The following is a 25,005-nucleotide window of genomic DNA, read 5'->3' on the forward strand; positions in this document are numbered from 1 at the left end:
GATGTGACCCCGCACCCACCTTTCCGGGTCGGTGCACCGGCCCCGGGAGACGGGGGCACCCGGCTCCGAGTGCGGCGGCGTTTCGAGGGGCGTTTCGAGGGGCGTTGCGAGGGGCTTTGCGGGGGGCGTTGCGGGGGACCGCGGCCCCCGTGCCTCGAACGCCGGCGGGGCCGAGGGCGACCCGGGCGGGGCCGGACTGCCCGGGGCCGGACGCACGAGAGCCCCGTGCCGGGCACGGGGCTCTCGGAGCGACTACTCGTCCGCGGCCGGGGCGGCGGCCGTCTTCTTCGCCGTCGCCTTCTTGACCGTGGTCTTCTTCGCGGCCGTGGTGGTCTTCTTGGCCGCCGTCGTCTTCTTCGCAGCGGCGGCCTTCGTCGCCGTCGCCTTCTTGGCCGGGGCCTTCTTCGCCGGGGCCTTCTTGGCGGGGGCCTTCTTCGCGACCTTCTTGGCCGGGCCCTTCGCCCGCTTCTCCGCGAGCAGCTCGTAGCCCCGCTCCGGCGTGATCGTCTCGACGTCGTCGTCCCGCCGCAGCGTCGCGTTCGTCTCGCCGTCCGTCACGTACGGGCCGAAGCGGCCGTCCTTGACCACGACCGGCTTCTCGCTGACCGGGTCGGTGCCCAGCTCCTTCAGCGGCGGCTTGGCCGCGGCCCGGCCGCGCTGCTTGGGCTGCGCGTAGATCGCGAGGGCCTCGTCCAGCGTGATCGAGAAGAGCTGGTCCTCGGTCTCCAGCGACCGCGAGTCCGTGCCCTTCTTCAGGTACGGGCCGTAGCGACCGTTCTGGGCCGTGATCTCCACGCCCTCCGCGTCGGCGCCGACCACGCGCGGCAGCGACATCAGCTTCAGGGCGTCGTCGAGCGTGACCGTGTCCAGGCTCATCGTCTTGAAGAGCGAGGCGGTGCGCGCCTTGACCGCGTTCTTGCCGGTCTTGGGCGTGCCCTCGGGGAGGATCTCCGTCACGTACGGCCCGTAGCGACCGTCCTTGGCGACGATCTCGTTCCCGCTGACCGGGTCCTTGCCGAGCTGGAACTCGCCGCTCGGCTTGGCGAACAGCTCCTCCGCGTACTCGACCGTCAGCTCGTCCGGAGCCATGTCGTCCGGGACATCGGCGCGCTGGTGGCCCTCCGCGTCCTTCTCGCCGCGCTCCACGTACGGCCCGTAGCGGCCGACGCGCAGCACGACGCCCTCGCCGACCGGGAAGGAGGAGATCTCCCGGGCGTCGATCGCGCCGAGGTCCGTGACCAGCTCCTTCAGACCGCCGAGGTGGTCCCCGTCGGCCGGCACGACCTCGGTGGCGTCCTCCGAGCCGAAGTAGAACCGCTTCAGCCACGGCACGGACTGGGCCTCGCCCCGCGCGATGCGGTCGAGGTCGTCCTCCATCTTCGCGGTGAAGTCGTAGTCGACGAGCCGCCCGAAGTGCTTCTCCAGCAGGTTCACCACGGCGAACGACAGGAAGGACGGCACGAGCGCCGTGCCCTTCTTGAAGACGTACCCGCGGTCGAGGATCGTGCCGATGATCGACGCGTACGTCGACGGGCGGCCGATCTCGCGCTCTTCGAGCTCCTTGACCAGCGAGGCCTCGGTGTAGCGGGCCGGCGGCTTGGTCGAGTGGCCGTCCGCCGTGATCTCCTCGGCGGCCAGCGCGTCGCCCTCCGCGACCTGCGGCAGACGACGCTCGCGGTCGTCGAGCTCGGCGTTCGGGTCGTCCGCGCCCTCGACGTACGCCTTCATGAAGCCGTGGAAGGTGATCGTCTTGCCGGAGGCGCTGAACTCGGCGTCGCGTCCGTCCGAGGCGCGGCCGCCGATCTTCACGGTGACGCTGTTGCCGACCGCGTCCTTCATCTGGGAGGCGACGGTCCGCTTCCAGATCAGCTCGTACAGGCGGAACTGGTCGCCGGTCAGACCCGTCTCGGCCGGGGTGCGGAAACGATCACCCGAAGGACGGATCGCCTCGTGCGCCTCCTGCGCGTTCTTGACCTTGCCGGCGTAGACGCGCGGCTTCTCCGGCAGGTAGTCGGCCCCGTACAGCTGGGTGACCTGCGCCCGGGCCGCCGACACCGCGGTGTCGGACAGCGTGGTGGAGTCGGTACGCATGTAGGTGATGAAGCCGTTCTCGTACAGCTTCTGCGCCACCTGCATCGTCGCCTTCGCACCGAAGCCCAGCTTGCGCGAGGCCTCCTGCTGGAGCGTCGTCGTGCGGAACGGGGCGTACGGGGAGCGGCGGTACGGCTTGGACTCGACCGACCGGACCGCGAACGAGGTGTCCGCCAGCGCGGCGGCCAGGGCCCGCGCGTTCGCCTCGTCGAGGTGCAGGACCTCGCTCTTGAGCTGCCCGTTCGGGCCGAAGTCACGGCCCTGCGCGACGCGCTTGCCGTCCACCGTGTTCAGGCGGGCGACCAGGTTCGACGGGTCGGAGGCGTCACCGGCGCGGCCGGTGGAGAAGGTGCCGGTCAGGTCCCAGTACTCGGCGGAGCGGAAGGCGATGCGCTCGCGCTCCCGCTCGACGACGAGGCGGGTGGCCACCGACTGGACGCGCCCGGCCGACAGCCGCGGCATGACCTTCTTCCACAGGACCGGCGAGACCTCGTAGCCATAGAGGCGGTCGAGGATGCGGCGGGTCTCCTGGGCGTCGACCATGCGCTGGTTCAGCTCGCGCGGGTTGGCGACGGCGTCGCGGATCGCGTCCTTGGTGATCTCGTGGAAGACCATCCGGTGGACGGGAACCTTGGGCTTGAGGACTTCCTGCAGGTGCCACGCGATGGCTTCGCCCTCGCGGTCCTCATCGGTGGCGAGGAAGAGTTCGTCGGACTCGGCCAGCAGCTCCTTGAGCTTCCTGACCTGGGCCTTCTTGTCCGCGTTGACGACGTAGATCGGCTGGAAGTCGTGCTCGACGTCCACACCGAGGCGGCGGACCTCACCGGTGTACTTGTCGGGAACCTCGGCCGCGCCGTTCGGGAGGTCGCGGATGTGCCCGACGCTCGCCTCGACGACGTATCCGGGGCCGAGGTAGCCCTTGATCGTCTTCGCCTTGGCTGGGGACTCGACGATGACGAGTCGGCGGCCGCCCTTTGCGGTCTCGCTAGTCGGGGACAACTTGGCTCTTCTCTCCGGTCGGCACTCGGTCGCAGTACGGCGACGCTGCGGAGTGTGACGGTACAACCCGCCCCCGTGTCAAACGGCAGAAGCCCGCAACGGCCACTCGAACGGTAACCCGACAAGTGCCGTTTCTGCCGCCCGGATGCCGCGCCGGGGCGTTCCCGATCACCGGGCAGGGTGGCCGGGGGGCCGTCTGGCCGCGCCTTCGCGCCAGGTCCCGGGCCTGCTGCGACCTCGGCTTTCCGGACCGGATCCCCGGCCGCGTTCCGGTCCGGACGGGTCCTTCGATCTCGGCGCCGGAACTGCGCGGGGCGCCCCGGTCCCGGGGCCTTCGCCACCCTGCGGACGAGCCCCGTCGGTGCTTCGGCCGAGACGGGGCGCGTGCCCTCCGCCACCAGCGCACGGTGGAAGAGCACGCGCCCCCGCCAGGCCTGCTGAGCGGCCCCGAACAGCGGGAACGCGGCCGCCGCGAAGATCGCCGGACCGTGTTCCGCGCCGATTCCCCTTGCCCCCGGGCCGCTCTCGGGATCCCCCCGGATCCCCCTGCCCAGGAGACTGGCAGCCCTGTGGATACATCGGGCGAACCCCGGGTTACATCCCGGGGTCGACTACTGCGCGGGGCCCGCCACGGGGTCCAGGAAGCCCTGCTCAACCAGCAGCCGGATGGCCTCCGGAGTGCGGTCCCGCAGCACGATCGGGTCCTCCTGGACCAGCTGCGCGATCGCGTCCAGGATCCGGCCCGCGCTCAGTGAGCCGTCACACACTCCGGCGAAGCCGGCGCCGACCGTGTCGACCTTGGTGGCGCGCCGCATTCCGCGGTTCTGCCGGAGCACGACGTGTTCCGGATCCTCCGCGCCGGGCGCGCCGACCTGCTCCTGGACCACTTCCTCTGCGAGCGCGAAATGGGCCTCCAACAGGGCTGCGTCGTCGTGCTGCCGCAGGTAGTCCTGGCGCGCGAAGTGGGCCAGGACGGCCTCGCCGAGCGGCTGCTCCACCGTGTGGGGCCACTCCTCGATCACGATCGAGGGGTCGGCCGCGTCCGTCCGGCGCAAGGTGATCCATCCGAAGCCGACGGACTTGGTCCCGCGGGCCTCGAACTCGTCCAGCCAGTCCTCGTACCGCCGGGTGTACTCGGCGGGGTCGGTCCGGTGGTCGCCCGCATCGCGCAGCCACAGTTCTGCGTACTGCGTCACGTCCTGCACGTCGCGCTGCACGATCCAGGCGTCGCAGCCGCGCGGCACCCAGGAACGCAGCCGATCGTGCCAGTCCTCGCCCTCCACGTGCTGCCAGTTGCCGAGGAACTGCGCGTACCCGCCCGGGTTCAGCCGCGCGCCGGCCTCCTGGACCAGGGTCCGGCACAGGTCGTCGCCGCCCATACCGCCGTCCCGGTAGGTCAGCCGGGCGCCCGGGGAGATCACGAACGGCGGGTTCGACACGATGAGGTCGTACGTGGCCTCGCCGACCGGCTCGAACAGCGACCCGGCGAGCAGCTCGGCCTCCGGGGCCCCGGACAGGGCCAGCGTCAAACGGGTGAATTCCAGGGCCCTGGGGTTGACGTCGGTGGCGGTGACCCGGGTGGCGTGCCGGGACGCGTGCAGCGCCTGGATTCCGGATCCGGTGCCGACGTCGAGGGCGGAGCCGACCGGGGTGCGGACGGTGATCCCGGCCAGGGTGGTGGAGGCGCCGCCGACGCCGAGGACCACGGCTGTGCCCGGCTGACGCCCCCGGCTGCCGATCCCGCCGGCCCCTCCGACGGAGCAGCCGAGGTCGGAGACGATGAACCAGTCCTCGCCGTCCGGGCCGCCGTACGGGCGCACGTCGACGGTGGCGTGCACCGTGTCCTCGCCGTCGGCGACCTCCTCGCGCCGCAGCCAACCGTCGGTCAGGGCGGCCTCGACCGGCATCGCCTCCGCGGCGTGCACGTACGGCTCCGGCTGCTGGAGCAGAAACAGCCGGACCAGGCTCGCGAGCGCTCCGTCGCCCGGGCCGCGCGTGGCGCGCAGGGCGGGAACGGTCTCGCTGCGGGCCAGCGCGGCGTAGGCGGGGGCGCCGAGCAGGTCGAGCAGCCCGTCGGCGGTGAAACCGGCGGCGAGCAGGGCGGCGCGGAGCTCGGGGGCACGGTCGGGCTTGGGGAGACTGGTGGTACTCACGCGTCCCATTGTGTCCGCTGGGACCCGTCCTGCCGATCACACCGGGCCGCGGACGCACGAGGGCGGCCGCGGCCCTTCCGGGACCCCGGCCGCCCTGAGCGACGTACCGCGCGCAGCACCGCCCGCGCGGGCCGGCCGTGCTACTGGCCGGACGCCGGCGCCGTCGCGACCTGACAGCCCTTCTGGCTGTTGATCGCCGGGCCGAGGCCGCCGGCCTTGAGCTGGGCAAGGGCGTCCTGGCCGCCCTTCGTCACGTCCTTGAGCCCGCCCGCGACCTCCTTGAGGCCGTCGGCGAACTTCGTCTTGTCCTGTGGGTCGAGGGCGTCGGTCTTCGCCTTCAGGTCGGCGTAGCCCGTGGAGGTCGTCTCGAAGCCCTTGGCGGCCGCGTCCTGGGTCGCGGCGCCGTTCTTGACCGGCGGGACGCCCGCCGACCGCAGGGCGTCCGCCATCGCCTTGTACGACTCGGTCATGGTCGCGAACGCCGCCGAGTCGGTCTTCTGGACCTCTTCGGGCTTGCTGCTCTCCGAGGCCACCCGCTTGATCTCGACGTTGGCGGCTTCGATCTTCTCGATCTGAGGCTGCCACTGGTCACAGACCTTCTTGGCCCAGGAGCCGGCCTTCTGGTCGGTCTCGTCCCCGCCGCATCCGGACAGGACGAGCATCAGCGCCGCACCGCCCGACAACGCGGCCGCAATCTTCTTGTTCACCGGATTGGTCCCTTCGAAGGCTCTCGGCCCGGAAGATACACGCCCGGCCTACGGAGACGCACAAAGGCGGACAGACGGCGCGTGAGTCCGCGCCGCCCATCCGCCTTTCGGGCGTACCGGCCGGCCCTGCCCGGCCCTGCCCGTACCGCTGCCCGAACCTCGGGTCAGGAGACCGTCGCGGGGTCGGCCTGCTGGGCCACCCGCTCGGCGGCTCCGCCCTCGGTCTCGTCGCCGACGGCGATGCCGCGGCGCTTGGAGATGTACACCGCGGCGATGATGACCCCGATCGCGAGGACCGCGACGACCGCCCGCACGACCGGGCTGCTGTCCCCGCCGTAGCTGAACTGCACGACCGCGGGGGCGATCAGCAGCGCCACCAGGTTCATGACCTTGAGCAGCGGGTTGATCGCGGGACCCGCGGTGTCCTTGAACGGGTCGCCGACCGTGTCGCCGATGACGACGGCGGCGTGGGCCTCGCTGCCCTTGCCGCCGTGGTGGCCGTCCTCGACGAGCTTCTTCGCGTTGTCCCACGCGCCACCGGAGTTGGCGAGGAAGACCGCCATCAGGGTGCCGGTGCCGATGGCACCGGCGAGGAAGGCGCCGAGCGCGCCCACGCCGAGGGAGAAGCCCACGGCGATGGGGGTGAGCACGGCGAGCAGGCCGGGCGTGGCGAGCTCGCGCAGCGCGTCCTTGGTGCAGATGTCCACGACGCGCCCGTACTCGGGCTTCTCGGTGTAGTCCATGATCCCGGGGTGCTCGCGGAACTGCCGGCGCACCTCGTAGACGACGGCGCCCGCGGAGCGGGAGACGGCGTTGATGGCGAGCCCGGAGAACAGGAACACGACGGCCGCGCCCAGGATCAGCCCGACGAGGTTGTTGGGCTGTGCGATGTCCAGGCTGAGGTTCAGCTCCCCGGCCTTGGCGCCGACTTCCTTGACCGCTGCGGCGATCGCGTCGTTGTACGAACCGAACAGCGCCGCCGCGGCGAGCACCGCCGTGGCGATGGCGATGCCCTTGGTGATGGCCTTCGTGGTGTTGCCCACGGCGTCCAGGTCGGTCAGGACCTGCGCACCGGCGCCCTCGACGTCGCCGGACATCTCGGCGATGCCCTGGGCGTTGTCGGAGACGGGCCCGAAGGTGTCCATGGCGACGATGACGCCGACGGTGGTGAGCAGGCCGGTGCCGGCCAGGGCCACGGCGAAGAGTGCGAGCAGGATCGACGTGCCGCCGAGCAGGAACGCGCCGTAGACGCCGAGGCCGATGAGCAGGGCCGTGTAGACGGCGGACTCCAGGCCCACCGAGATTCCGGCGAGGACGACGGTGGCGGCTCCCGTCAGCGAGGATTTGCCGATGTCCCGGACGGGGCGCCGGTTGGTCTCGGTGAAGTAGCCGGTCAGCTGCTGGATCAGGGCCGCGAGCACGATGCCGATGGCGACGGCGACGACGGCCAGGATCCGCGGGTCACCGGCGTGGTTGGTGATCGCCGGGTTCTCGACGCCGACGAGCTCCTTGTAGGTGGCCGGCAGGTAGGCGTAGACGGCGATCGCGACCAGCGCCAGGGAGATCACGGCGGAGATGAAGAACCCGCGGTTGATGGCGGTCATGCCGCTGCGGTCGCTGCGGCGCGGGGAGACCGCGAAGATGCCGATCATCGCGGTGATGACGCCGATCGCGGGCACGATCAGCGGGAAGGCGAGGCCCAGGTCGCCGAAGGCGGCCTTGCCGAGGATGAGCGCGGCCACCAGGGTGACGGCGTAGGACTCGAAGAGGTCGGCCGCCATTCCGGCGCAGTCTCCGACGTTGTCGCCCACGTTGTCGGCGATGGTCGCGGCATTGCGCGGGTCGTCCTCCGGAATGCCCTGCTCGACCTTGCCGACCAGGTCGGCGCCGACGTCGGCGGCCTTGGTGAAGATTCCGCCGCCCACGCGCATGAACATCGCGATCAGTGCGGCGCCGAGACCGAAGCCCTCCAGGACCTTGGGGGCGTCGGCGGCGTAGACCAGGACGACGCAGGAGGCGCCGAGGAGGCCGAGGCCGACGGTGAACATGCCGACGACGCCGCCCGTCCGGAAGGCGATCTTCATCGCCTTGTGGGAGACCTCGGTCAGGTCCTTGGCGGGCTCCCCCTCGGCCGGGGTGGCCTCGCGTGCGGCAGCGGCGACACGGACGTTGGCGCGGACCGCCAGACGCATGCCGATGTACCCAGTGGCGGCCGAGAAGATGGCGCCCACGAGGAAGAAGGCGGAGCGCCCGCCCCGCTGCGTCCAGTCGTCGGCGGGGAGCAGGAAGAGCAGGAAGAAGACCACGACGGCGAAGATGCCGAGGGTGCGCAACTGGCGGCCGAGGTAGGCGTTGGCGCCTTCCTGGACGGCTGCGGCGATCTTCTTCATGCTGTCGGTTCCCTCGTCGGCGGCGAGGACCTGGCGGACCAGGATCTGCGCGACGACGAGTGCGGCGAGTGCCACGGCCGCAATGACGATCACGATGAGCCGATTGTCATCGGTGAGTACTGCGGCTGCCAGATCTGTGGTGCGATCGGGCGCGATAGGGGTGAAGAGCCCCGTCATTCGTCCTCCTTGACGTGATGAGCTCAAGATGTGGACGGATTGTAGGGAGCGCGCCCCGATCAAAACAGTGCGCAGGAAACGCAATTGGCGCGCTCTCGCTCCTCAGCAATAGATCGCGTCACTCCATTACCCCCGAAAGGGGTAATGGGACAAAGGCATTGACGCCCCATCATTGATCTAGGGAAATGAAAAAGGCCCTGCTCAGCAGGGCCTTGATAAAGATCCGAAGATACGAAGGATTGCGCACGAAGCAGATCACAGTGGATCTCAAGGAAGCTCGGAAACTCCGGAGACGGGCCAGCTCATCCGGATGGTCCCGCCCGATTCCCCGCTGCTCACCTCGACGTCGTCGACGAGCCCGCTGATCACCGCGAGACCCATCTCGTCCTCGGTCTCGCCCTCGGACTCCAGGACGGCGGTGATGCCGGACACCGCGTCGGCCGCGCTACCGGACGGCCCGGGGACCTCGTCGCCGACCTCGATGGAGAACGTCTTGTCCTCCTCGATCAGCACCACCCGGACGGGCGCGGTCAGTCCGTTGCTCCGATGGAGTCCGACGGCACGCGAACAGGCCTCGCCCACGGCGAGGCGGACCTCGTCGAGGACGGCTTCGTCCACGCCGACCCGGCGCGCCACGGCGGCTGCGACCAGGCGGGCCGTCCGGACGTGTTCGGGCTGGGCGCTGAAGCGCAGTTCAACGGTGGCCATGCGCATCCCCCTCGGACTACGGGCGTGCCTTGACAGGGGCCCGGGCCAACCATGGCCCGGTACCCCCGCTCTCCTTGTCGGCTCCCTGCCGCCCGAAGGCCACAGGGGGCCGCGCGGAGCCGTCAGTCGGTGGCGTTGACGGCGTCTTCCACCGTGGTGTGGATCGGAAACACCTTGGTCAGACCGGTGATGCGGAAGATCTTCAGGATGCGCTCCTGGTTGCACACCAGACGGAGCGAGCCCTCGTGCGCACGAACGCGCTTGAGGCCTCCCACCAGCACACCGAGGCCGGTGGAGTCGAGGAAGTCCACCCGCTCCATGTCGACAACCAGGTGGTAGCTGCCGTCGTTCACCAACTCGACCAACTGCTCGCGCAGCTTGGGCGCGGTATACACATCAATCTCGCCACCGACCTCCACGACCGTACGGTCGCCGACAGTGCGAGTCGACAGGGACAGGTCCACGGATCCTCCAGCACCTTGCTATCGAGCGACGCCCCCTCACCCGAAGGTAGGCGAGGGATTGGCTGCCGCGATGGCATTCAATCACTTACCGGCAGGCGCGCACGACGCCTTCGGACCATTGTCCCGCACGCCGGTGGCACACTCGGTTCCAATGGCCAACACATCTGGTCCCGGACGGCCCACGGCGCGCACGGACCCACGACCCGCTCCCGACACGGTCCTGGACCGCCTGTCACGGGGGCCTTCGCGTGCTGCGCGCATCACTCATACGGAGCACTTGCCCCCTCGGGCGGGTCGTCATGCAGTCTGGCCGGACCGCATCCGAACAGACGTCGTAGCCGCGATCGGATCGGCCGGAATCGACCATCCGTGGGAACACCAGGCCGCGGCGGCCGAGCTCGCCCTCGACGGAACGTCCGTGGTCGTGGCCACCGGAACCGCCTCTGGCAAGTCCCTCGCCTACCTGGCGCCCGTGCTCTCGGCCCTCGCGGACGGCGCCGGGGCCCCGAACGGCCGGGGCGCGACCGCCCTGTACCTGGCCCCCACCAAGGCCCTGGCGGCCGACCAGCGGCGCGCGGTACGGGAACTGGCCGCCCCGCTGGGCAACGCCGTGCGCCCCGCGGTCTACGACGGGGACACGCCCGTCGAGGAACGCGAGTGGGTGCGCCAGTACGCGAACTACGTCCTGACCAACCCCGACATGCTGCACCGCGGGATCCTCCCGGCCCACCCGCGCTGGTCGTCCTTCCTGCGTGCCCTGCGCTACGTCGTGATCGACGAGTGCCACACCTACCGCGGGGTCTTCGGCTCCCACGTGGCACAGGTGCTGCGCCGACTGCGACGGCTGTGCGCCCGCTACGGCGCGGAACCCGTCTTCCTGCTGGCCTCCGCCACCGCGAGCGACCCGGCGGCGGCCGCGTCGCGGCTGACCGGCGTACGGGTGATCGAAATCACCGACGACGCCTCACCGCGGGGCGAGGTGGTCTTCGCCCTCTGGGAGCCGCCGCTGCTCACCGAGCTGCGCGGCGAAAAGGGCGCGCCCGTACGCCGGACGGCCACCGCCGAGACGGCCGACCTGCTGACCGACCTGGTCGTCCAGGGGGTCCGAACGGTCGCCTTCGTCCGCTCCCGGCGCGGCGCCGAGCTGATCTCCGTGATCACCCAGGAACGGCTCGCGTCGGTCGACCGGTCCCTGACCCGCCGGGTCGCCGCCTACCGGGGCGGATACCTCCCCGAGGAGCGCCGGGCCCTGGAGCGGGCCCTGCACTCCGGCGAGCTGCTCGGACTGGCCGCCACGACGGCCCTGGAGCTGGGTGTGGACGTCTCCGGCCTGGACGCCGTCCTGATCACCGGCTACCCGGGTACGAGGGCCTCCCTGTGGCAGCAGGCGGGCCGCGCGGGGCGCTCGGGCCAGGGCGCCCTGGCCGTGCTGATCGCCCGGGACGACCCGCTGGACACCTACCTCGTCCACCATCCGGAGGCGCTGTTCCGGCAACCGGTGGAGGCCACCGTCCTGGACCCCGACAACCCGTACGTCCTCGCCCCCCACCTGTGCGCGGCGGCGGCGGAGCTCCCGCTGACCGAGGCGGACCTGGAACTCTTCGGCCCGGCGACCGTGGACCTCCTCCCCCAGCTCGAAGCGGCGAAGCTGCTGCGCCGCCGGGCGACCGCCTGGCACTGGACCCGCCGGGAACGGGCCTCGGACCTGACGGACATCCGGGGTGGCGGCGGCCGCCCGGTGCAGATCGTCGAGGCCTCGACCGGCCGGCTGCTGGGTACGGTCGACGAGTCGGCGGCCCACACCGCCGTCCACGAGGGGGCCGTCCACCTCCACCAGGGCCGCACGTATCTCGTGAAGCACCTGGACCTGGAGGATGCGGCGGCCCTCGTGGAACAGGCGGACCCGCCCTTCTCCACCACGGCCCGTGACACCACCTCCATCTCCGTCTTGGAGACCGAGACCGAGATCCCGTGGGGCTCGGCCCGGCTCTGCTTCGGCTCCGTCGAGGTCACCAACCAGGTCGTCTCCTATCTGCGCCGCAAGCTGATCACCGGCGAGGTGCTGGGCGAGGCCAAGCTCGACCTGCCGCCCCGCACCCTGCGCACCCGGGCCGTGTGGTGGACGGTGACCGAGGACCAACTCGACGAGGCCCGGATCAACCCGGAGATCCTCGGCGGCGCCCTGCACGCCGCCGAGCACGCCTCCATCGGCATGCTCCCGCTGTTCGCCACCTGCGACCGCTGGGACATCGGCGGCGTCTCCGTACCGCTGCATCCCGACACCCTCCTCCCCACGGTCTTCGTCTACGACGGTCACCCCGGCGGCGCCGGCTTCGCGGAGCGCGCCTTCAGCACCGCCCGTGCCTGGCTGACGGCGACCCGTGACGCGATCGCGGCCTGCGAGTGCGAAGCCGGCTGCCCTTCCTGCATCCAGTCCCCCAAGTGCGGCAACGGCAACGAACCCCTGCACAAGCGCGGCGCCATCCGCCTCCTGACACGCCTCCTCTCCGAATCACCGGCCGCCCCACCCGCCGCCCCCTCCGAGCCCTGACCAGGCCTGAACGGGCCCGACGCGGCCCCGTACCCGGTCCGCCGGTTCCCCGGTCCCCAGGGCCTCAGCCCGGCGGGCCGGGCGGGCCCGACCGGGCCCGGATCGTCGCCGCGAACGGGCCCGCCGCGACCCGGGCGGTGACCTCGGCGACCTCGCCCCGGAGCAGGCACGCGCCGAGCGCCGCGCCCTGCGCCCGGGCCACCCGCAGGGCCGCCGCGCACGCCGTCTCCGGCCCGTGGGCCCAGGTGGCCGCCGCCGCGAGCGCCGCCAGGTCGGCGGCCGCCGCCGCCCGGTGGCGAGCCACGACGGCCTGGCCGAGCAGCAGCACCCCGCCGAACACCGCAGCCAGCACCGTCGCCACCAGCGCCGCCCAGACCGTGGCCGAACCCCGGTCCCGGCTCACGGCGGCGGCCCCACGCTGTCCTCCGCCAGGGCCACCGCCTGCGCGCCGAGCCGTACCGGCAGCCCGCCCGGCCCGGGCGCCTTCGCCGCCACCCGGACCCGCCAGAGGTCACCCGTCCGCTCCAGCTCCACCCGCGCTCCCGGCGGGGCGGCCTCCCGGGCCGCCGCCTCCACCACCTCCACGGGCTCCGACCTGGCCGCCGCCCGGGCTCCGGCCCGGGCCGCGTCCACACACCGGATCTGCGCGGCCGCCGCCATCAGGGCCCACACCAGCAGCGCCGCGAACAGCACCAGTGCCGGAATCACCAGGGCGGCCTCCGCCGTCACGTATCCGCGGTCCGACTTTCCCCGGATGCGCTGTGACTTGCCCTCAGAACGGCACATCGAGCGCCTTTCCGATGGTCGACTGAAGGGCCGTGGAGACGACTTCACTCGTCACCACCTTGTAGAGGACGGCCGCGAATGCGCAGGCCGCGATCGTTCCCATCGCGTATTCCGACGTGGACATCCCCTTGTCGCCCCCGTGCGCCCCGAGCGCCGTCCGTACACGAAACCAGATGATCCTCATGACAACCTCCTGTGAATTTCCGCTGTTGCTGTCTGTGGCCCATGCGACTTCAGGTGCTCGAGAGAAGTCCCGAGGCCATACCGATCACCACCGGAGCGACTCCGATCGCGAGAAAAGCGGGGAGGAAACACAGCCCCACCGGTGCGGTGACGAGAACCGCCGCCCGCTGCGCCCGCGCTCCCACCGTGCGGGCCCGGTCCTCTCTGAGCCCGGACGCGAGCCGGGAGACCGGCTCCGCCGCGGGCGCCCCCGTCCGCGCGGCCCGTTCCAGGCACTCCGCGAGCGCCCGGGCGCCCGGTATCTCCGCCAACCTCCCCCACCCGGCGCCCGGTTCGCCGCCGAGCCGCAGCTCCGCCCCGGCTCTCGCCAGCTGGTCACCCACCGGGCCGCCCAGCGACTCCCCCACCACCTCCGCGGCCTCCACCGGGCCCGCCCCGGCCGCCAGGCACGCGGCCAACAGGTCTGCGGCGAAAGGCAACTGACGCTCCACCTCCTGCACATCAGCTCCGACCGATGGCCGCGCCCTGGCCTGCCACCGCCGCACACCGAACGCGGCCAGGCCGCCGACAGCCACACCCGTCACCCCGCCCACGAGCACCCAGCCCGCCAGCAGCGCCCCGACGGACCCGGCCCACGCGGCCACCACACCCCTCAGCGCGGAGCCGAACACCGGCCTTCGAAGTCCCGGTCCAGCTCCCAACAGGGCTGCGGCCCTGCGCGCGATCGCCCGCGTCCGGAACCGCGCCATCACCGCTGACACCCACCACAGCGAGACCACGGCCAAGCAGGCGGCGATCCCCAGCCTGTGGACGACGAAGCTGCCCATCAGCGCTCCCCCGCTCGGACGATCCGCCGGCACCACAACAGCCCGAGCGCCTCCAACACCCCGCCGGCCAGCAGGCACCCCCATCCCATCGGCGTGTGCAGCAGCACCCGCAACGGATCCGCGCCCAGACCGGTGCCGATCAGCAGACCCACCAGCGGCAGCAGGGCGAGCACCAACACCGTCGACCGCGCCCCCGCCAACTGGGCCCGCAGCGACTCCTGCCGGTCCCGCTCGGCCCGCAGGGCCCCCTCCAGCCGTTCCAGTCCGGCGGCCAGTCCCGCGCCGCCGTCGACCGACACCCGCCAGCAGGCCGCCATCCCGCCCAGCCCTTCCGCCCCGGACTCCCGCGCCGCCTGGCGCAACGCACCGGTCACGTCCCCGCCGAAGGCCGCGGCAGCCAGCACGCCCGTCTCCGCCGCACCCGACCCGCCGGGGCCGACGACCGTCCTGCGCAGGGCGGCCGTCAGCGCCTGCCCGGGCTGAGCTCCCGCCCGCAGCTCGCCCACCACCGCCCCGCACAGGGCCACCACCTCGGCGGCCCGCGCCGCCCGGGCCCGCTCCCGCGCCCGTACCCGCAGCCACCGGCGCACCAGCGGCACCCCCGCCGCCCCCGCCAGCAGCGGGATCACCGACCCGCCGAGCACCGCCACCAGCAGCCCCGCCGCGAGACTGACCCACTCCCGCCACCGCGCTGCCCGCACCCGTACCGCGATCAGCAGCCGCTCCTGACGCAGCGGACCGACCGGAACCACCGGACCGGCCGCAGCGAGGACCACCTGGACCCGCCGGGACACCCGGTCGCCACCGGCCAGCCCCCAAGCGGCCGCGCCGGCGCACAGCACCCCGGCGAACAGCGGCACCGGCAGCCCCGCCCCCGCGCTCACCGGACGCCCCGCAACAGCGGGCGGAGCAGTTCCCAGCCCCTCTCCCGCACGAAGCCCCGGGCGGCCCAGCGCAGCGCCGGTACGGTGACCACCAGTCCTGCGGCGTCCCGCTCCAACACGTGCACCTCGGCCAGTCGGCGCCGTCCCTCCCGGTCCCGGACCAAGTGCAGCACCAGGGTCAGCGCCGCGGCCAACTGGCTGTGCAGGGCCGCCCGGTCGAGCCCGGCGGCCGTTCCGAGCGCCTCCAGCCGGGCGGGGACACGGGCCGCGGCATTGGCGTGGACCGTCCCGCAACCCCCCTCGTGCCCGGTGTTCAGGGCGGCGAGCAGGTCCGCCACCTCGGCACCCCGCACCTCGCCCACCACCAGCCGGTCGGGCCGCATCCGCAGCGCCTGGCGAACCAGGTCCGCCAGGGTGACCAGCCCCGCCCCCTCCTGGTTGGCCGGCCGGGTCTCCAGCCGCACCACGTGCGGATGGTCGGGGCGCAGCTCGGCCGAGTCCTCGGCCAACACGATCCGCTCGCCGGGACCGACCAGCCCCAACAGGGCGCTGAGCAGGGTGGTCTTGCCCGTTCCGGTACCGCCGGAGACGAGGAACGACAGCCGCGCCTCGACCATGTCCCGGAGCAGGTGCTGCCCACCGGGCGGCAGTGTCCCCGCGGCGACGAGCTCCTCCAGCGTGAACGCCCGCGGCCGCACCACCCGCAGCGAGAGGCAGGCCGAACCGACCGAGACCGGGGGCAGCACGGCGTGCAGCCGGGTGCCGTCGGGCATCCGGGCGTCCACCCAGGGCCGGGCGTCGTCGAGGCGCCGCCCCGCGACGGCGGCCAGCCGCTGGGCGAGCCTGCGCACGGCCTCGGCGTCGGCGAAGGTCACTCCGGTCAGCTCCAGGCCACCACCGCGGTCCACCCACACCCGGTCGGGGGCCGCCACCAGCACATCGGTGACCTCCGGATCGCCGAGCAGCGCCTCCAGCGGCCCTGCGCCGACCAGCTCGGACCGTAACTCGGCGGCCACACCGAGCACTTCGGCGTCCCCGAGCAGCCTGCCCTGGGCCCGTAGGGCTGCCGCCACCCGTGCCGGGGTCGGTTCCGCCCCGGTCTCGGCGAGCCGCCGGCGCACCGCGTCCAGGAGCACCGCGCTCATGCCGGCACCCCCTGGGCGGAGCCGAGCGCCCGCTGCCAGAAGCCGTCGCAGAAGCGGGCCAACGGGCCCTTCCCCTGCGTCCCCGGCGGTTCGCCCTCGGCCGCCCGTCCCGGGAGCCCCACCTCTACGGGCACCTCCCCGGCCAGCGGTGCCCCCAACAGCCCGGCCACGGACTCCGGATCGAGGCCGCCCGCGCAGCGTCCCCGTACGACGACCCGCACGTCCCGGGCCACCATCCGGACCCCGGCCGCCACCCGGCCCGCGGCGGCCACCGACCGCAACTCGCCCGGCACGACCATCAGCAGCAGGTCGAGCTGGGCCAGCACCTCGGCCACGGCTTCGTCGACCCGCCGCGGGAGGTCGACCACCACGACCCCGCCCCGGCGGCGTGCGGCAGCCACCACGGACCGGATCGCGGCGGGCGGCACCACCACCCGGTCACCGCGGTCCCAGCTGAGCACCCGCAGGTCGTGCAGCTCGGGCAGGGACTCCTCCAGCGCTCCGGCGCCGACCCGGCCGCGCGAGGCCGCGAAGTCCGGCCAGCGCAGTCCTTCGGCGCTCTCGCCCCCGAGCAGGACGTCCATGCCACCCCCCAACGGGTCGCCGTCGATGAGGATGGTCCGTTCTCCGGCGCGGGCGGCCCGCACGGCGAGCGCGCAGGCGAGGGTGGAGGCCCCGGCGCCACCGCTGCCGCCGATCACCCCCACGGCGAGGGCGGGGCGCCCGGCCCCCTCCACGACATCGGCGATGCGGTCGACGAGCCGACTCTCGGCATCGGGGAGCCGCAACACCTCCTCGGCGCCGATCTCCACCGCCCGTTGCCACACCTGGGGGTCGTCCAGGTCCCGGCCGACGAGGAACACACCGGCCCTGCGCGGTGCCCCGCGCACCCGTCGCGCGGCGTCGTCACCCACCAGCACGAGCGGCGCGGATTCCCATCCCGCGCTCCGCGCCCCGCCGCCCACCTCGAGGGCCCCGACGGCCCCGTCCTGCTCGGGAACCTCGTGGTGCACGTGCGGCTCGGCACCCGCCGCGGCACACAGCCTCAGCAGATCGTCGAGCAGCAGCGGGTCCTCGGTGATGATCAGCGGCCGTCCGCCGCCGGGCGCGGATCCGGCCACGGAACCGGTTCCGGGGCCCGCCCCGACCCCCGTTCCCCTTCCGCCGACCACGGACTCCCGCGTTTCACACGACTTCGATCGGGCCACGATCTCCGCCCCCTTCTCGCTGCAAATGCTTCCGCCACGGACTTCGCGGCTGGAATCACCGTGCAGCGATCAGGAAAAAGAAGTGGATCTTGTTGGATAACTGTGGACAACGCATCGGTTGTGAATAACTCGGTCACCCACTCAGGTGAGTTCCGGAGCGCGGCGGAACCACTACGCACCGTCACGAGTCTGGTGTGGTGAGGGCCTTCGCCGCGTCGGCCCCACACAAGAGGAGGGGCCGAAGGATGGTCACTTGGAGCCGAAGGCAGGGACGCGAACCGCGTCCGGACATGCGACGACCCCCGCCGGGGGGGAGAGCGGGGGTCGTCCCCACGGTCCGACTCGGGGGGGGAGGAGCCAGACCGGGTTAGCACGGTCGCGAACGATCCGTGACTTCCATGGTGTACCCGAGAGCCTTCTCAGGCAAACCCACGCGCCACACCTTACGCCGAATGGTGGGCGCATATGCTCGAGGCGTGGAAAATCAGCCCTTGCCGCACTCCTCGCCTCGCACCGCAGCCTTCTTCGACCTGGACAAGACGGTCATTGCGAAGTCGAGCACCTTGACGTTCAGCAAGTCCTTCTACCAAGGCGGCCTGATCAACCGGCGAGCCGTGTTGCGCACCGCGTACACCCAGTTCATCTTCCTGGCCGGCGGTGCCGACCACGATCAGATGGAACGGATGCGGGAGTACCTGTCCGCCCTCTGCAAGGGGTGGAACGTGCAGCAGGTGCGGGAGATCGTCGCCGAGACCCTGCACGACCTCATCGACCCGATCATCTACGACGAGGCCGCGTCCCTGATCGAGGCCCACCACACCGCGGGCCGCGACGTGGTGATCGTGTCCACCTCCGGCGCGGAAGTCGTCGAGCCCATCGGGGAGATGCTCGGCGCGGACCGGGTCGTCGCCACCCGCATGGTCGTGGGTGAGGACGGTTGCTTCACCGGTGAGATCGAGTACTACGCCTACGGGCCCACCAAGGCGGAGGCGGTACGCGAGCTCGCGGAGTCCGAGGGGTACGACCTCACCCGCTGCTACGCCTACAGCGACTCGGCCACCGACGTCCCGATGCTCGAAGCCGTCGGACACCCGCACGCCGTCAACCCCGACCGGGCACTGCGGCGGGAAGCCGTGGCGCGCGAGTGGCCGGTCCTGGTTTTCAACCGGCCCGTACGGCTGAAGCAGCGCCTTCCCGGGCTGTCCATGCCGACCCGGCCCGCCCTGGTCGCCGCGGCGGCGGTGGGCGCGGCAGCCGCCACGGCCGGGCTGGTCTGGTACGCGAGCCGGCGCCGCGCCCATGCACTGGCCTCAGCCGGCTCTGCCTGAATGTCCTGACCTGCACGGATAAAGACTGTCCGGTTCGCCCTCGGTCGTCCCGGAAAGTAAAAAGTGGAGCTAGGGGTTTCGCATGGCTCCGAAGCGGAGTACAAATAAAGCAACGGCCCGCGAGACCAAAGAACATCCGAGAGGATCATCTTTAAAACGCAGTAAGGCCCACGGACCGGAGCATGAGCGCCGAGCACCCACGCGACGTCGACCCGTCGATTACGGGCCAGCCGCACCAGGTAACGGGCAAAGACCCCGACCTGATGGGCAACTATCGAGGACGCTTGGTAACTGGGCGTAAATGCCAGCGGCGACACCAAAGCAAGACGGTGTCGCCGCAACCCATGTCCGGGGTCCGAACGACTCAGACAAGGGGCCGAACGGGCAGAACGGTAGAACGGGCGGCTCAGGCCGCACCCCGCTGCAGGGCTTCGCAGACCGCCGTCGACTCGCGGACACCCAGCTCGACCGCCCGGCCGCAGTGCGCGATCCAGGCGGACATGCCCTCCGCGGTCCCGGAAACGTAGCCCTCGAAGGCGGCCAGGTAGGCGTCGTTCCCCTGCTCCGCGTGGCCGACCTCCGCCGGGCAGATGGCCTTGGGGTCCAGGCCGCTGTTGATCAGGACGATCCGCTCGGCCGCCCGCGCGACCAGCCCGTTGTACGAGGCGAACGGACGCAGCGCCAGCAGTTCGCCGTGCACCACCGCGGCCGTGATCAGGGCCGGGGCGGAACCGCCCGCGATGATCAGGCGGGACAGCCCGTCGAGGCGGCCGGCCACCTCCTCAGCGCTCGGGAGCGGGAGTTCCACCAGGGGTTCGGTCACCGGCTCGCCCGCCAGCCGGGGACGGCCCACGACATCGCCGTCCGCCGTCGACCCGCACGCCACCAGGTGCAGCCGCGCCAGGACCCGGAGCGGCGACTGGCGCCAGATGCTCAGCAACTGGCCGGCCTCCGCCGTGAGCCGCAGTGCCGCGCCCACCGTCAGCGCCTCCGGCTCCGAACCGAAGTCGGTCCGACGGCGCACCTCCTCCAACGCCCAGTCCGCACCGGACAGCGCCGCGCTCCCGCGGGCGCCGCGCAGGGCGGCCTCCGAGGTGATCTCACCGCTGCGGCGACGCATCACCCGGTGCCCGTAGACGCGGTCCACGGCCTTGCGTACGGAATCCACGGATTCGGCCACACCGGGCAGTCCGGCCAGAGGGGCCAGCGGGTCAGAAGCGCTACTCATAAGTAGGGAGCCTACGCACTGGGCACCCATAGCACCGACCCCTCCTTGGAGTGGTCTTCTTCACTCACCTTGACAACACAGTGCTATCGAACCGCTACGCTTGGTGAACATGAAGATCGCTTTCGTGGGAAAGGGCGGCAGCGGCAAGACGACCCTGTCCTCCCTCTTCATCCGCCACCTCGCCGCCAATGAAGCCCCCGTCGTCGCGGTGGACGCCGACATCAACCAACATCTGGGCGCCGCGCTCGGACTCACCGAGGAGGAGGCCGACGAACTGCCGGCCCTCGGCGCGCACCTGCCCCTGATCAAGGAGTACCTGCGCGGTTCCAACCCGCGCATCCCGTCCGCCGACTCGATGATCAAAACCACCCCGCCCGGCCGTGGATCGCGCCTGCTGCGCGTCACCGAGGACAACCCGGTGTACGAGGCCTGCGCGCGCACGCTCCTGCTCGACGGGGAGCCCGTACGCCTCATGGCGACCGGGCCGTTCACCGAGGCCGACTTGGGCGTGGCTTGCTACCACTCCAAGGTCGGGGCGGTCGAGCTCTGCCTCAACCACTTGATCGACGGTCCTGACGAGTACGTGGTCGTCGACATGACGGCCGGCTCGGACTCCTTCGCCTCGGGCATGTTCACCCGCTTCGACGTGACCTTCCTGGTCGCCGAACCGACCCGCAAGGGCGTCTCCGTCTACCGCCAGTACAAGGAGTACGCGCGGGACTTTGGGGTCGCGCTCAAGGTCATCGGCAACAAGGTGCAGGGACCCGAGGACATCGAGTTCCTCCAGGACGAGGTGGGCGAGGACCTGCTGGTCACCGTCGGGCACTCCGACTGGGTGCGGGCGATGGAGAAGGGCCGGCCGGCCCCCTTCGAGCTACTCGAAGCCTCCAACCGGCTCGCCCTCCAGGAGCTCCAGGACGCAGCCGACGACTCGTACGCGCACCGAGACTGGGCCCGGTACACGGAGCAGATGGTCAGCTTCCACCTCAAGAACGCGGAGAGCTGGGGCAACGCCAAGACCGGGGTCGACCTGGCGGACCAGGTCGACCCCGGATTCGTCCTGCGCGAGGGGGCCGAGGCGCTCGTCAGCCCTCGTCCGCACTCCCCGCGGCCGGCTCCTCAGCCTGCTTGACGCCCGCGGGGGCGGCCGGCGCCGCCGGCGGCCCCGCGGTCAGGAACTTCCCCCAGCCCTCCTTCGGCGCCTCCCCGACGTCGAGGGTGCGCATCCACTCCAGGGCCTTCGGGTCCTGCGCGTCCAGCCAGTCCGCCAGCTCCCGGAACGGAACGCAGCGGACCTCCTTCTGGGTGCACATGGTCTTGATGGACTCCTCGACGGCGCGCATGTAGGTGCCGCCGTTCCAGGACTCGAAGTGATTTCCGATGATCAGCGGTGCGCGGTTGCCCTGGTAGGCGCGGTCGAAGGCCTCCCGCAAGCCGTCGCGCATCTGGTCACCCCAGTACGCGTGCTGGGAGGGGTCACCCTGCGAGGTCGTCCCGGACTGGTTGACCATGTAGTTGTAGTCCATGCTCAGGGTGTCGAAGGCACGCCCCGGCATGGGCACCAGCTGGAGCGGGATGTCCCAGAGCCCGTCGGTCTTCTTGGGCCAGATCTGCTTGCTGATGCCGCTGGAGTCATAGCGGAAGCCCATGTCCTTCGCCGCCAGCATGAAGTTCTTCTGACCTTCGAGGCAGGGCGTGCGGGCGCCGATGAGCTCCTTGTCGTAGTTGAAGGGGAGCGCCTCCTGGTCCTTCAGGCCGGAGTTGGTCTTCCAGTTCTTGACGAAGGACTTGGCCTGGTTGATCTCGCTCTTCCACTCCTCCACGGACCAGGTGCCGACGCCGCCGTCGGGGCCGCAGAAGTGCCCGTTGAAGTGGGTGCCGATCTCATTGCCCTCCAGCCACGCCGCGCGGACCTGGGTGGCGGTGTCCTTGATGCCCTGGAGGTCGCCGAAGCCGATGTCGGAGCGGCCGGACTCATGCTGGGGCGCCGTATAGAGGGAACGTTTCTCCTCAGGGAGCATGTAGACGCCGCTGAGGAAGTACGTCATGCGGGCGTTGTACTTCTTGCCGACCTCGCGGAAGTGCGAGAAGAGCTTCTGACTGTCCTCGCCGGCCCCGTCCCACGAGAACACCACGAACTGCGGCGGCTTTTCGCCGGGCCCCAGCTTTTGCGGCTTCTGCACGTTCGGCTGCATGCCGGTGTACGCGGTCGACCCGTCGCCGATGGGCCGGTTGACGCTACCCGGAGCCTCCGGGGCGGCGGCCCCCTTCAGCGCGTTCGGGGCCCCGGGAGCCGGGGACTTGGCGGGTTCAGAGGTGCTGCACCCGGCGACCCCCAGGACCAGCGCCGTGGCGACCAGGCCGCCGGCGATCTTCTTCGTGGCGGCGATCATCCGCCCACCTCTCCCTCGCAGTTCCATCGCAGGACTTCCGCGCCGCAACGTCCCATGCGGTCCGCTCGAGAGAAGGTATGACAAGCCGGACAAAATGCTTAATCACCCTTGAGTGCTAATTCGTACGCCATTTGCCCGTATTATTCACCGCTCACCTTTACTCTCCATTACCATTCATTTACCGAGCGTTGAGAATCCCGCCGCTTCATCCCTCCCCAGAGGAGACGGGAACCCATGACAGCCACCTCCCCCACGAGCTCCGCCCAACAGATCCGCAAGGACCTTCCCGCGGATCTCTCCGCCTCCATCGCCGTCTTCCTGATCGCCCTGCCACTCTCGCTCGGCATCGCCCTGGCCACCGGTGCCCCGCTCCAGGCGGGGCTGGTCGCCGCGGCGGTCGGCGGGATCGTCGCCGGGCGGCTGGGTGGCGCTCCACTCCAGGTGAGCGGGCCCGCCGCCGGACTTACCGTGGTCACCGCCGAGTTGATCCAGCGCTACGGATGGCGCACCACCTGTGCCATCACCGTGCTCGCCGGCCTCTGCCAACTCGGCCTCGCCGCGCTGCGCACCGCCCGGTCGGCGCTCATGGTCAGCCCGGCCATCGTGCACGGCATGCTCGCGGGCATCGGCGTGACCATCGCGCTGGCCCAGCTGCACATCGTGCTCGGCGGCACACCACAGAGCAACGCCGTGGCCAACGTCGTGGGCCTGCCCGGCCAGTTGGCCGATCTGCATCCGGTCGCGCTGGGCATCAGCGCGCTGACCCTGCTCGTCCTGCTTGGCTGGCCACGGCTGCCCGGTCGGGTGGGCCACGCCCTGCGCAAGGTGCCCGCGGCGCTCGCCGCCGTCGCCACGGCCACGGCCTTCGCCGCGCTGGCCGGGCTCAGCCTGCCGCGGGTGGACCTGCCGTCCTGGCGCAGCCACGCCCTGCCCGAACTGCCCGAAGGGCCGGTCCTCGGTCTCATCGCCGCGGTACTGACCATCACCCTGGTCGGCAGCGTGGAATCGCTGCTCTCCTCCGTCGCGACCGACAAGCTGATCGCCTCCGAGCGCCGTACGGGCAACCGCCCGCCGCGCGCCGATCTCGACCGGGAACTGCGAGGCCAGGGCGCGGCGAACATCGTCTCCGGCGCGCTGGGCGGGCTGCCCATCACGGGTGTGGCCGTCCGCAGTGTGGCGAACGTCAAGTCCGGTGCAGTCAGCCGAAAGTCGTCCATGCTGCACGGATTCTGGGTGCTGCTCGCGGCCGGACTGCTGGTCCCGGTCCTCGACCTGATCCCGCTCGCCGCACTGGCCGCCCTCGTGATGGCGGTCGGCGTACAGATGGTCAACATCACGCACCTGCGCAGCGTCACCCGGCACCGGGAGGTCCTGGTCTACGGCACGACCATCGTCGCCGTGGTGCTCGGCGGGGTCCTGGAGGGCGTGGCCATCGGTATCGCCGTGGCCGTCGCGCTGGCCCTGTACCGGCTCACCCGGACCCGGATCACCGTGGAGCGACTGGACGGCGGGGCCCACCGGGTGGAGGCCCGTGGACAGTTGACCTTCCTCGCGGTGCCCCGGCTGAGCCGGGTGCTGAACCAGATTCCGCACGACGGACACGCCGTGATCGAGCTGGACGGCTCGTTCATGGACCACGCGGCCTACGAGACGCTGCACGACTGGCAGGATTCCCACCTGGCGCACGGAGGCTCGCTGGAGGTCACCGGCCGCGCCGGAGCGTCGGCGCGACTGCCCGAGGCCGCGCCCGGAGCCGTGCTCGGAGTCGCATCCGACGACGCGCCTGACGACGGGAGCCACCACGCGGACCGCTCCCGCCGCACGTCGCAGCGCGGCGTGCACCAGTGCTGCCGCCCCTGGACTCCGTGGCAGAACCACTGCGACCACCGCCCCGCGGGTACCCGTACGATCACTGCCGCAGCCGCGGCCGAGGCAGCCGCGGCGGCCGCCGAGGCGGAAACGGGGGCCGCCACCGAACCGTCCGGCTCTCCCTCCCCCCGGCGGCGCGGCGCGGGCCAACTGGCCAATGGGATCAGCGCCTTCCAGCGCGACACCGCACCTCACGTGCGGGACGAGCTGGCCCGGCTGGCCCGCGAGGGGCAGCGGCCCTCCCAGCTCTTCCTCACCTGCGCAGACTCCCGCCTGGTGACCAGCATGATCACGGCCAGCGGACCGGGTGACCTGTTCACGGTCCGCAACGTCGGCAATCTGGTCCCGCTACCCGGCGCGGAGTCCACCGACGACTCCGTCGCCGCGGCCATCGAGTACGCCGTGGACGTGCTGCAGGTCGACAGCATCACGGTGTGCGGGCACTCGGGCTGCGGCGCCATGCAGGCCCTGCTCTCCTCCGCGCCCGGCGCCCCGATGACCCCGCTGCGCCGCTGGCTGAAGCACGGGCTGCCCAGCCTGGAGCGGATGGCCAGCCGCCACCACGCATGGGCCCGGATCTCGGGCCGGCTCCCGGCGGACGCGGTGGAGCAGCTGTGCCTGACCAATGTGGTCCAGCAACTGGAGCACCTGCGGGCCCATGAATCGGTGGCCAGGCGACTCGCCGAAGGCACCCTGGAACTGCACGGGATGTACTTCCACGTGGGCGAGGCTCAGGCGTATCTGCTGTCCGAGGGCGAGGACTTCTTCGACTGTCGGGTCTTCGACAGCGTGGGCCAGCACGCCTGAACCGATACCCTCCCGTAATCGTGCAATCGTTTGGCCCCTTGCCGCTCCCTGCAGCGGGAAGGGGCCATTCGCACTCCGTTCTCGCGCGGACCAGATCGTGATATAGG

Annotated in this window: 19 protein-coding genes; 4 read left to right on the top strand and 15 right to left on the bottom strand. The window is 71.6% G+C overall.

All coding sequences use genetic code 11. The features are described 5' to 3' along the window. Positions 1–252: 252 nt before the first annotated feature. The 6 genes from topA to bldG all read right to left on the bottom strand — a co-directional run bounded on the left by topA (position 253) and on the right by bldG (position 9,689). The gene (gene topA, locus OG207_RS20160; RefSeq protein WP_329099871.1) at positions 253–3,090 is read right to left on the bottom strand and encodes a type I DNA topoisomerase; all 2,838 of its coding nucleotides are present in this window, start codon (positions 3,088–3,090) and stop codon (positions 253–255) included. A gap of 611 nt (positions 3,091–3,701) precedes the next feature. Next, a complete protein-coding gene (locus tag OG207_RS20165) occupies positions 3,702–5,252 on the bottom strand; it encodes a DUF7059 domain-containing protein (RefSeq protein ID WP_329099872.1) in 1,551 nt (516 codons plus the stop codon). Positions 5,253–5,383: 131 nt separating this feature from the next. Beyond that, positions 5,384–5,950 carry a small secreted protein gene (locus tag OG207_RS20170; RefSeq protein WP_329099873.1) on the bottom strand — a complete coding sequence of 189 codons (567 nt, stop codon included), beginning with the start codon at positions 5,948–5,950 and terminating at the stop codon, positions 5,384–5,386. Between the two features lie 164 nt (positions 5,951–6,114). Continuing rightward, a complete protein-coding gene (locus OG207_RS20175; RefSeq protein WP_329099874.1) occupies positions 6,115–8,517 on the bottom strand; it encodes a sodium-translocating pyrophosphatase in 2,403 nt (800 codons plus the stop codon). A 267-nt stretch (positions 8,518–8,784) separates the two neighbouring features. Continuing rightward, a complete protein-coding gene (locus OG207_RS20180) occupies positions 8,785–9,225 on the bottom strand; it encodes an ATP-binding protein (RefSeq protein ID WP_329099875.1) in 441 nt (146 codons plus the stop codon). 122 nt (positions 9,226–9,347) lie between these two features. Then, positions 9,348–9,689: an anti-sigma factor antagonist BldG gene (gene bldG / locus OG207_RS20185; protein WP_008743037.1), complete on the bottom strand. Its 342-nt coding sequence runs from the start codon at positions 9,687–9,689 to the stop codon at positions 9,348–9,350. A gap of 70 nt (positions 9,690–9,759) precedes the next feature. On the opposite strand from bldG, the gene OG207_RS20190 reads away from it, so the two are divergent. After that, positions 9,760–12,240, top strand: coding sequence for a DEAD/DEAH box helicase (locus tag OG207_RS20190; RefSeq protein WP_329099876.1), 2,481 nt, complete (start codon positions 9,760–9,762; stop codon positions 12,238–12,240). A gap of 64 nt (positions 12,241–12,304) precedes the next feature. Here OG207_RS20190 and OG207_RS20195 read toward each other — a convergent pair whose 3' ends face one another. The 7 genes from OG207_RS20195 to ssd are packed head-to-tail and all read right to left on the bottom strand — an operon-like array spanning position 12,305 to position 17,186. Further along, complete coding sequence (locus OG207_RS20195) at positions 12,305–12,643, bottom strand: Rv3654c family TadE-like protein (RefSeq protein ID WP_329099877.1); 339 nt, start codon at positions 12,641–12,643, stop codon at positions 12,305–12,307. Next, the gene (locus OG207_RS20200) at positions 12,640–13,026 is read right to left on the bottom strand and encodes a TadE family type IV pilus minor pilin (protein WP_329099879.1); all 387 of its coding nucleotides are present in this window, start codon (positions 13,024–13,026) and stop codon (positions 12,640–12,642) included. Before OG207_RS20200 ends, OG207_RS20195 begins: the two co-directional genes overlap by 4 nt. Continuing rightward, positions 13,013–13,210: a DUF4244 domain-containing protein gene (locus tag OG207_RS20205; protein WP_329099880.1), complete on the bottom strand. Its 198-nt coding sequence runs from the start codon at positions 13,208–13,210 to the stop codon at positions 13,013–13,015. Before OG207_RS20205 ends, OG207_RS20200 begins: the two co-directional genes overlap by 14 nt. 49 nt (positions 13,211–13,259) lie before the next feature. Continuing rightward, on the bottom strand, positions 13,260–14,036 hold the full coding sequence (locus OG207_RS20210; RefSeq protein ID WP_329099881.1) for a type II secretion system F family protein: 777 nt from the start codon (positions 14,034–14,036) through the stop codon (positions 13,260–13,262). Then, positions 14,036–14,920: a type II secretion system F family protein gene (locus OG207_RS20215; protein WP_329099882.1), complete on the bottom strand. Its 885-nt coding sequence runs from the start codon at positions 14,918–14,920 to the stop codon at positions 14,036–14,038. Before OG207_RS20215 ends, OG207_RS20210 begins: the two co-directional genes overlap by 1 nt. After that, entirely contained in the window at positions 14,917–16,065 is a 1,149-nt protein-coding gene (locus OG207_RS20220; protein ID WP_329099884.1) for a TadA family conjugal transfer-associated ATPase, read from the bottom strand. The genes OG207_RS20215 and OG207_RS20220 overlap by 4 nt, the downstream gene beginning before the upstream one ends. Continuing rightward, positions 16,062–17,186: a septum site-determining protein Ssd gene (ssd, locus tag OG207_RS20225; protein WP_329099885.1), complete on the bottom strand. Its 1,125-nt coding sequence runs from the start codon at positions 17,184–17,186 to the stop codon at positions 16,062–16,064. Before ssd ends, OG207_RS20220 begins: the two co-directional genes overlap by 4 nt. 539 nt (positions 17,187–17,725) lie before the next feature. Here ssd and OG207_RS20230 point away from each other — a divergent pair. Beyond that, the gene (locus OG207_RS20230; RefSeq protein ID WP_329099886.1) at positions 17,726–18,601 is read left to right on the top strand and encodes an HAD family hydrolase; all 876 of its coding nucleotides are present in this window, start codon (positions 17,726–17,728) and stop codon (positions 18,599–18,601) included. Positions 18,602–19,007: 406 nt separating this feature from the next. Here the strand turns inward: OG207_RS20230 and OG207_RS20235 are convergent, their stop codons facing one another. Further along, positions 19,008–19,829: an oxidoreductase gene (locus OG207_RS20235; RefSeq protein WP_329099887.1), complete on the bottom strand. Its 822-nt coding sequence runs from the start codon at positions 19,827–19,829 to the stop codon at positions 19,008–19,010. A gap of 109 nt (positions 19,830–19,938) precedes the next feature. On the opposite strand from OG207_RS20235, the gene OG207_RS20240 reads away from it, so the two are divergent. Beyond that, positions 19,939–20,961: an ATP-binding protein gene (locus OG207_RS20240; RefSeq protein ID WP_329099888.1), complete on the top strand. Its 1,023-nt coding sequence runs from the start codon at positions 19,939–19,941 to the stop codon at positions 20,959–20,961. Here OG207_RS20240 and OG207_RS20245 read toward each other — a convergent pair. Next, entirely contained in the window at positions 20,915–22,222 is a 1,308-nt protein-coding gene (locus OG207_RS20245; RefSeq protein WP_329099890.1) for a hypothetical protein, read from the bottom strand. The genes OG207_RS20240 and OG207_RS20245 overlap by 47 nt on opposite strands. A gap of 234 nt (positions 22,223–22,456) precedes the next feature. On the opposite strand from OG207_RS20245, the gene OG207_RS20250 reads away from it, so the two are divergent. After that, entirely contained in the window at positions 22,457–24,898 is a 2,442-nt protein-coding gene (locus OG207_RS20250; protein WP_329099891.1) for a SulP family inorganic anion transporter, read from the top strand. Positions 24,899–25,005 lie beyond the last annotated feature (107 nt).

This window comes from Streptomyces sp. NBC_01439, assembly GCF_036227605.1.
In the GTDB taxonomy this organism is placed as follows: domain Bacteria; phylum Actinomycetota; class Actinomycetes; order Streptomycetales; family Streptomycetaceae; genus Streptomyces.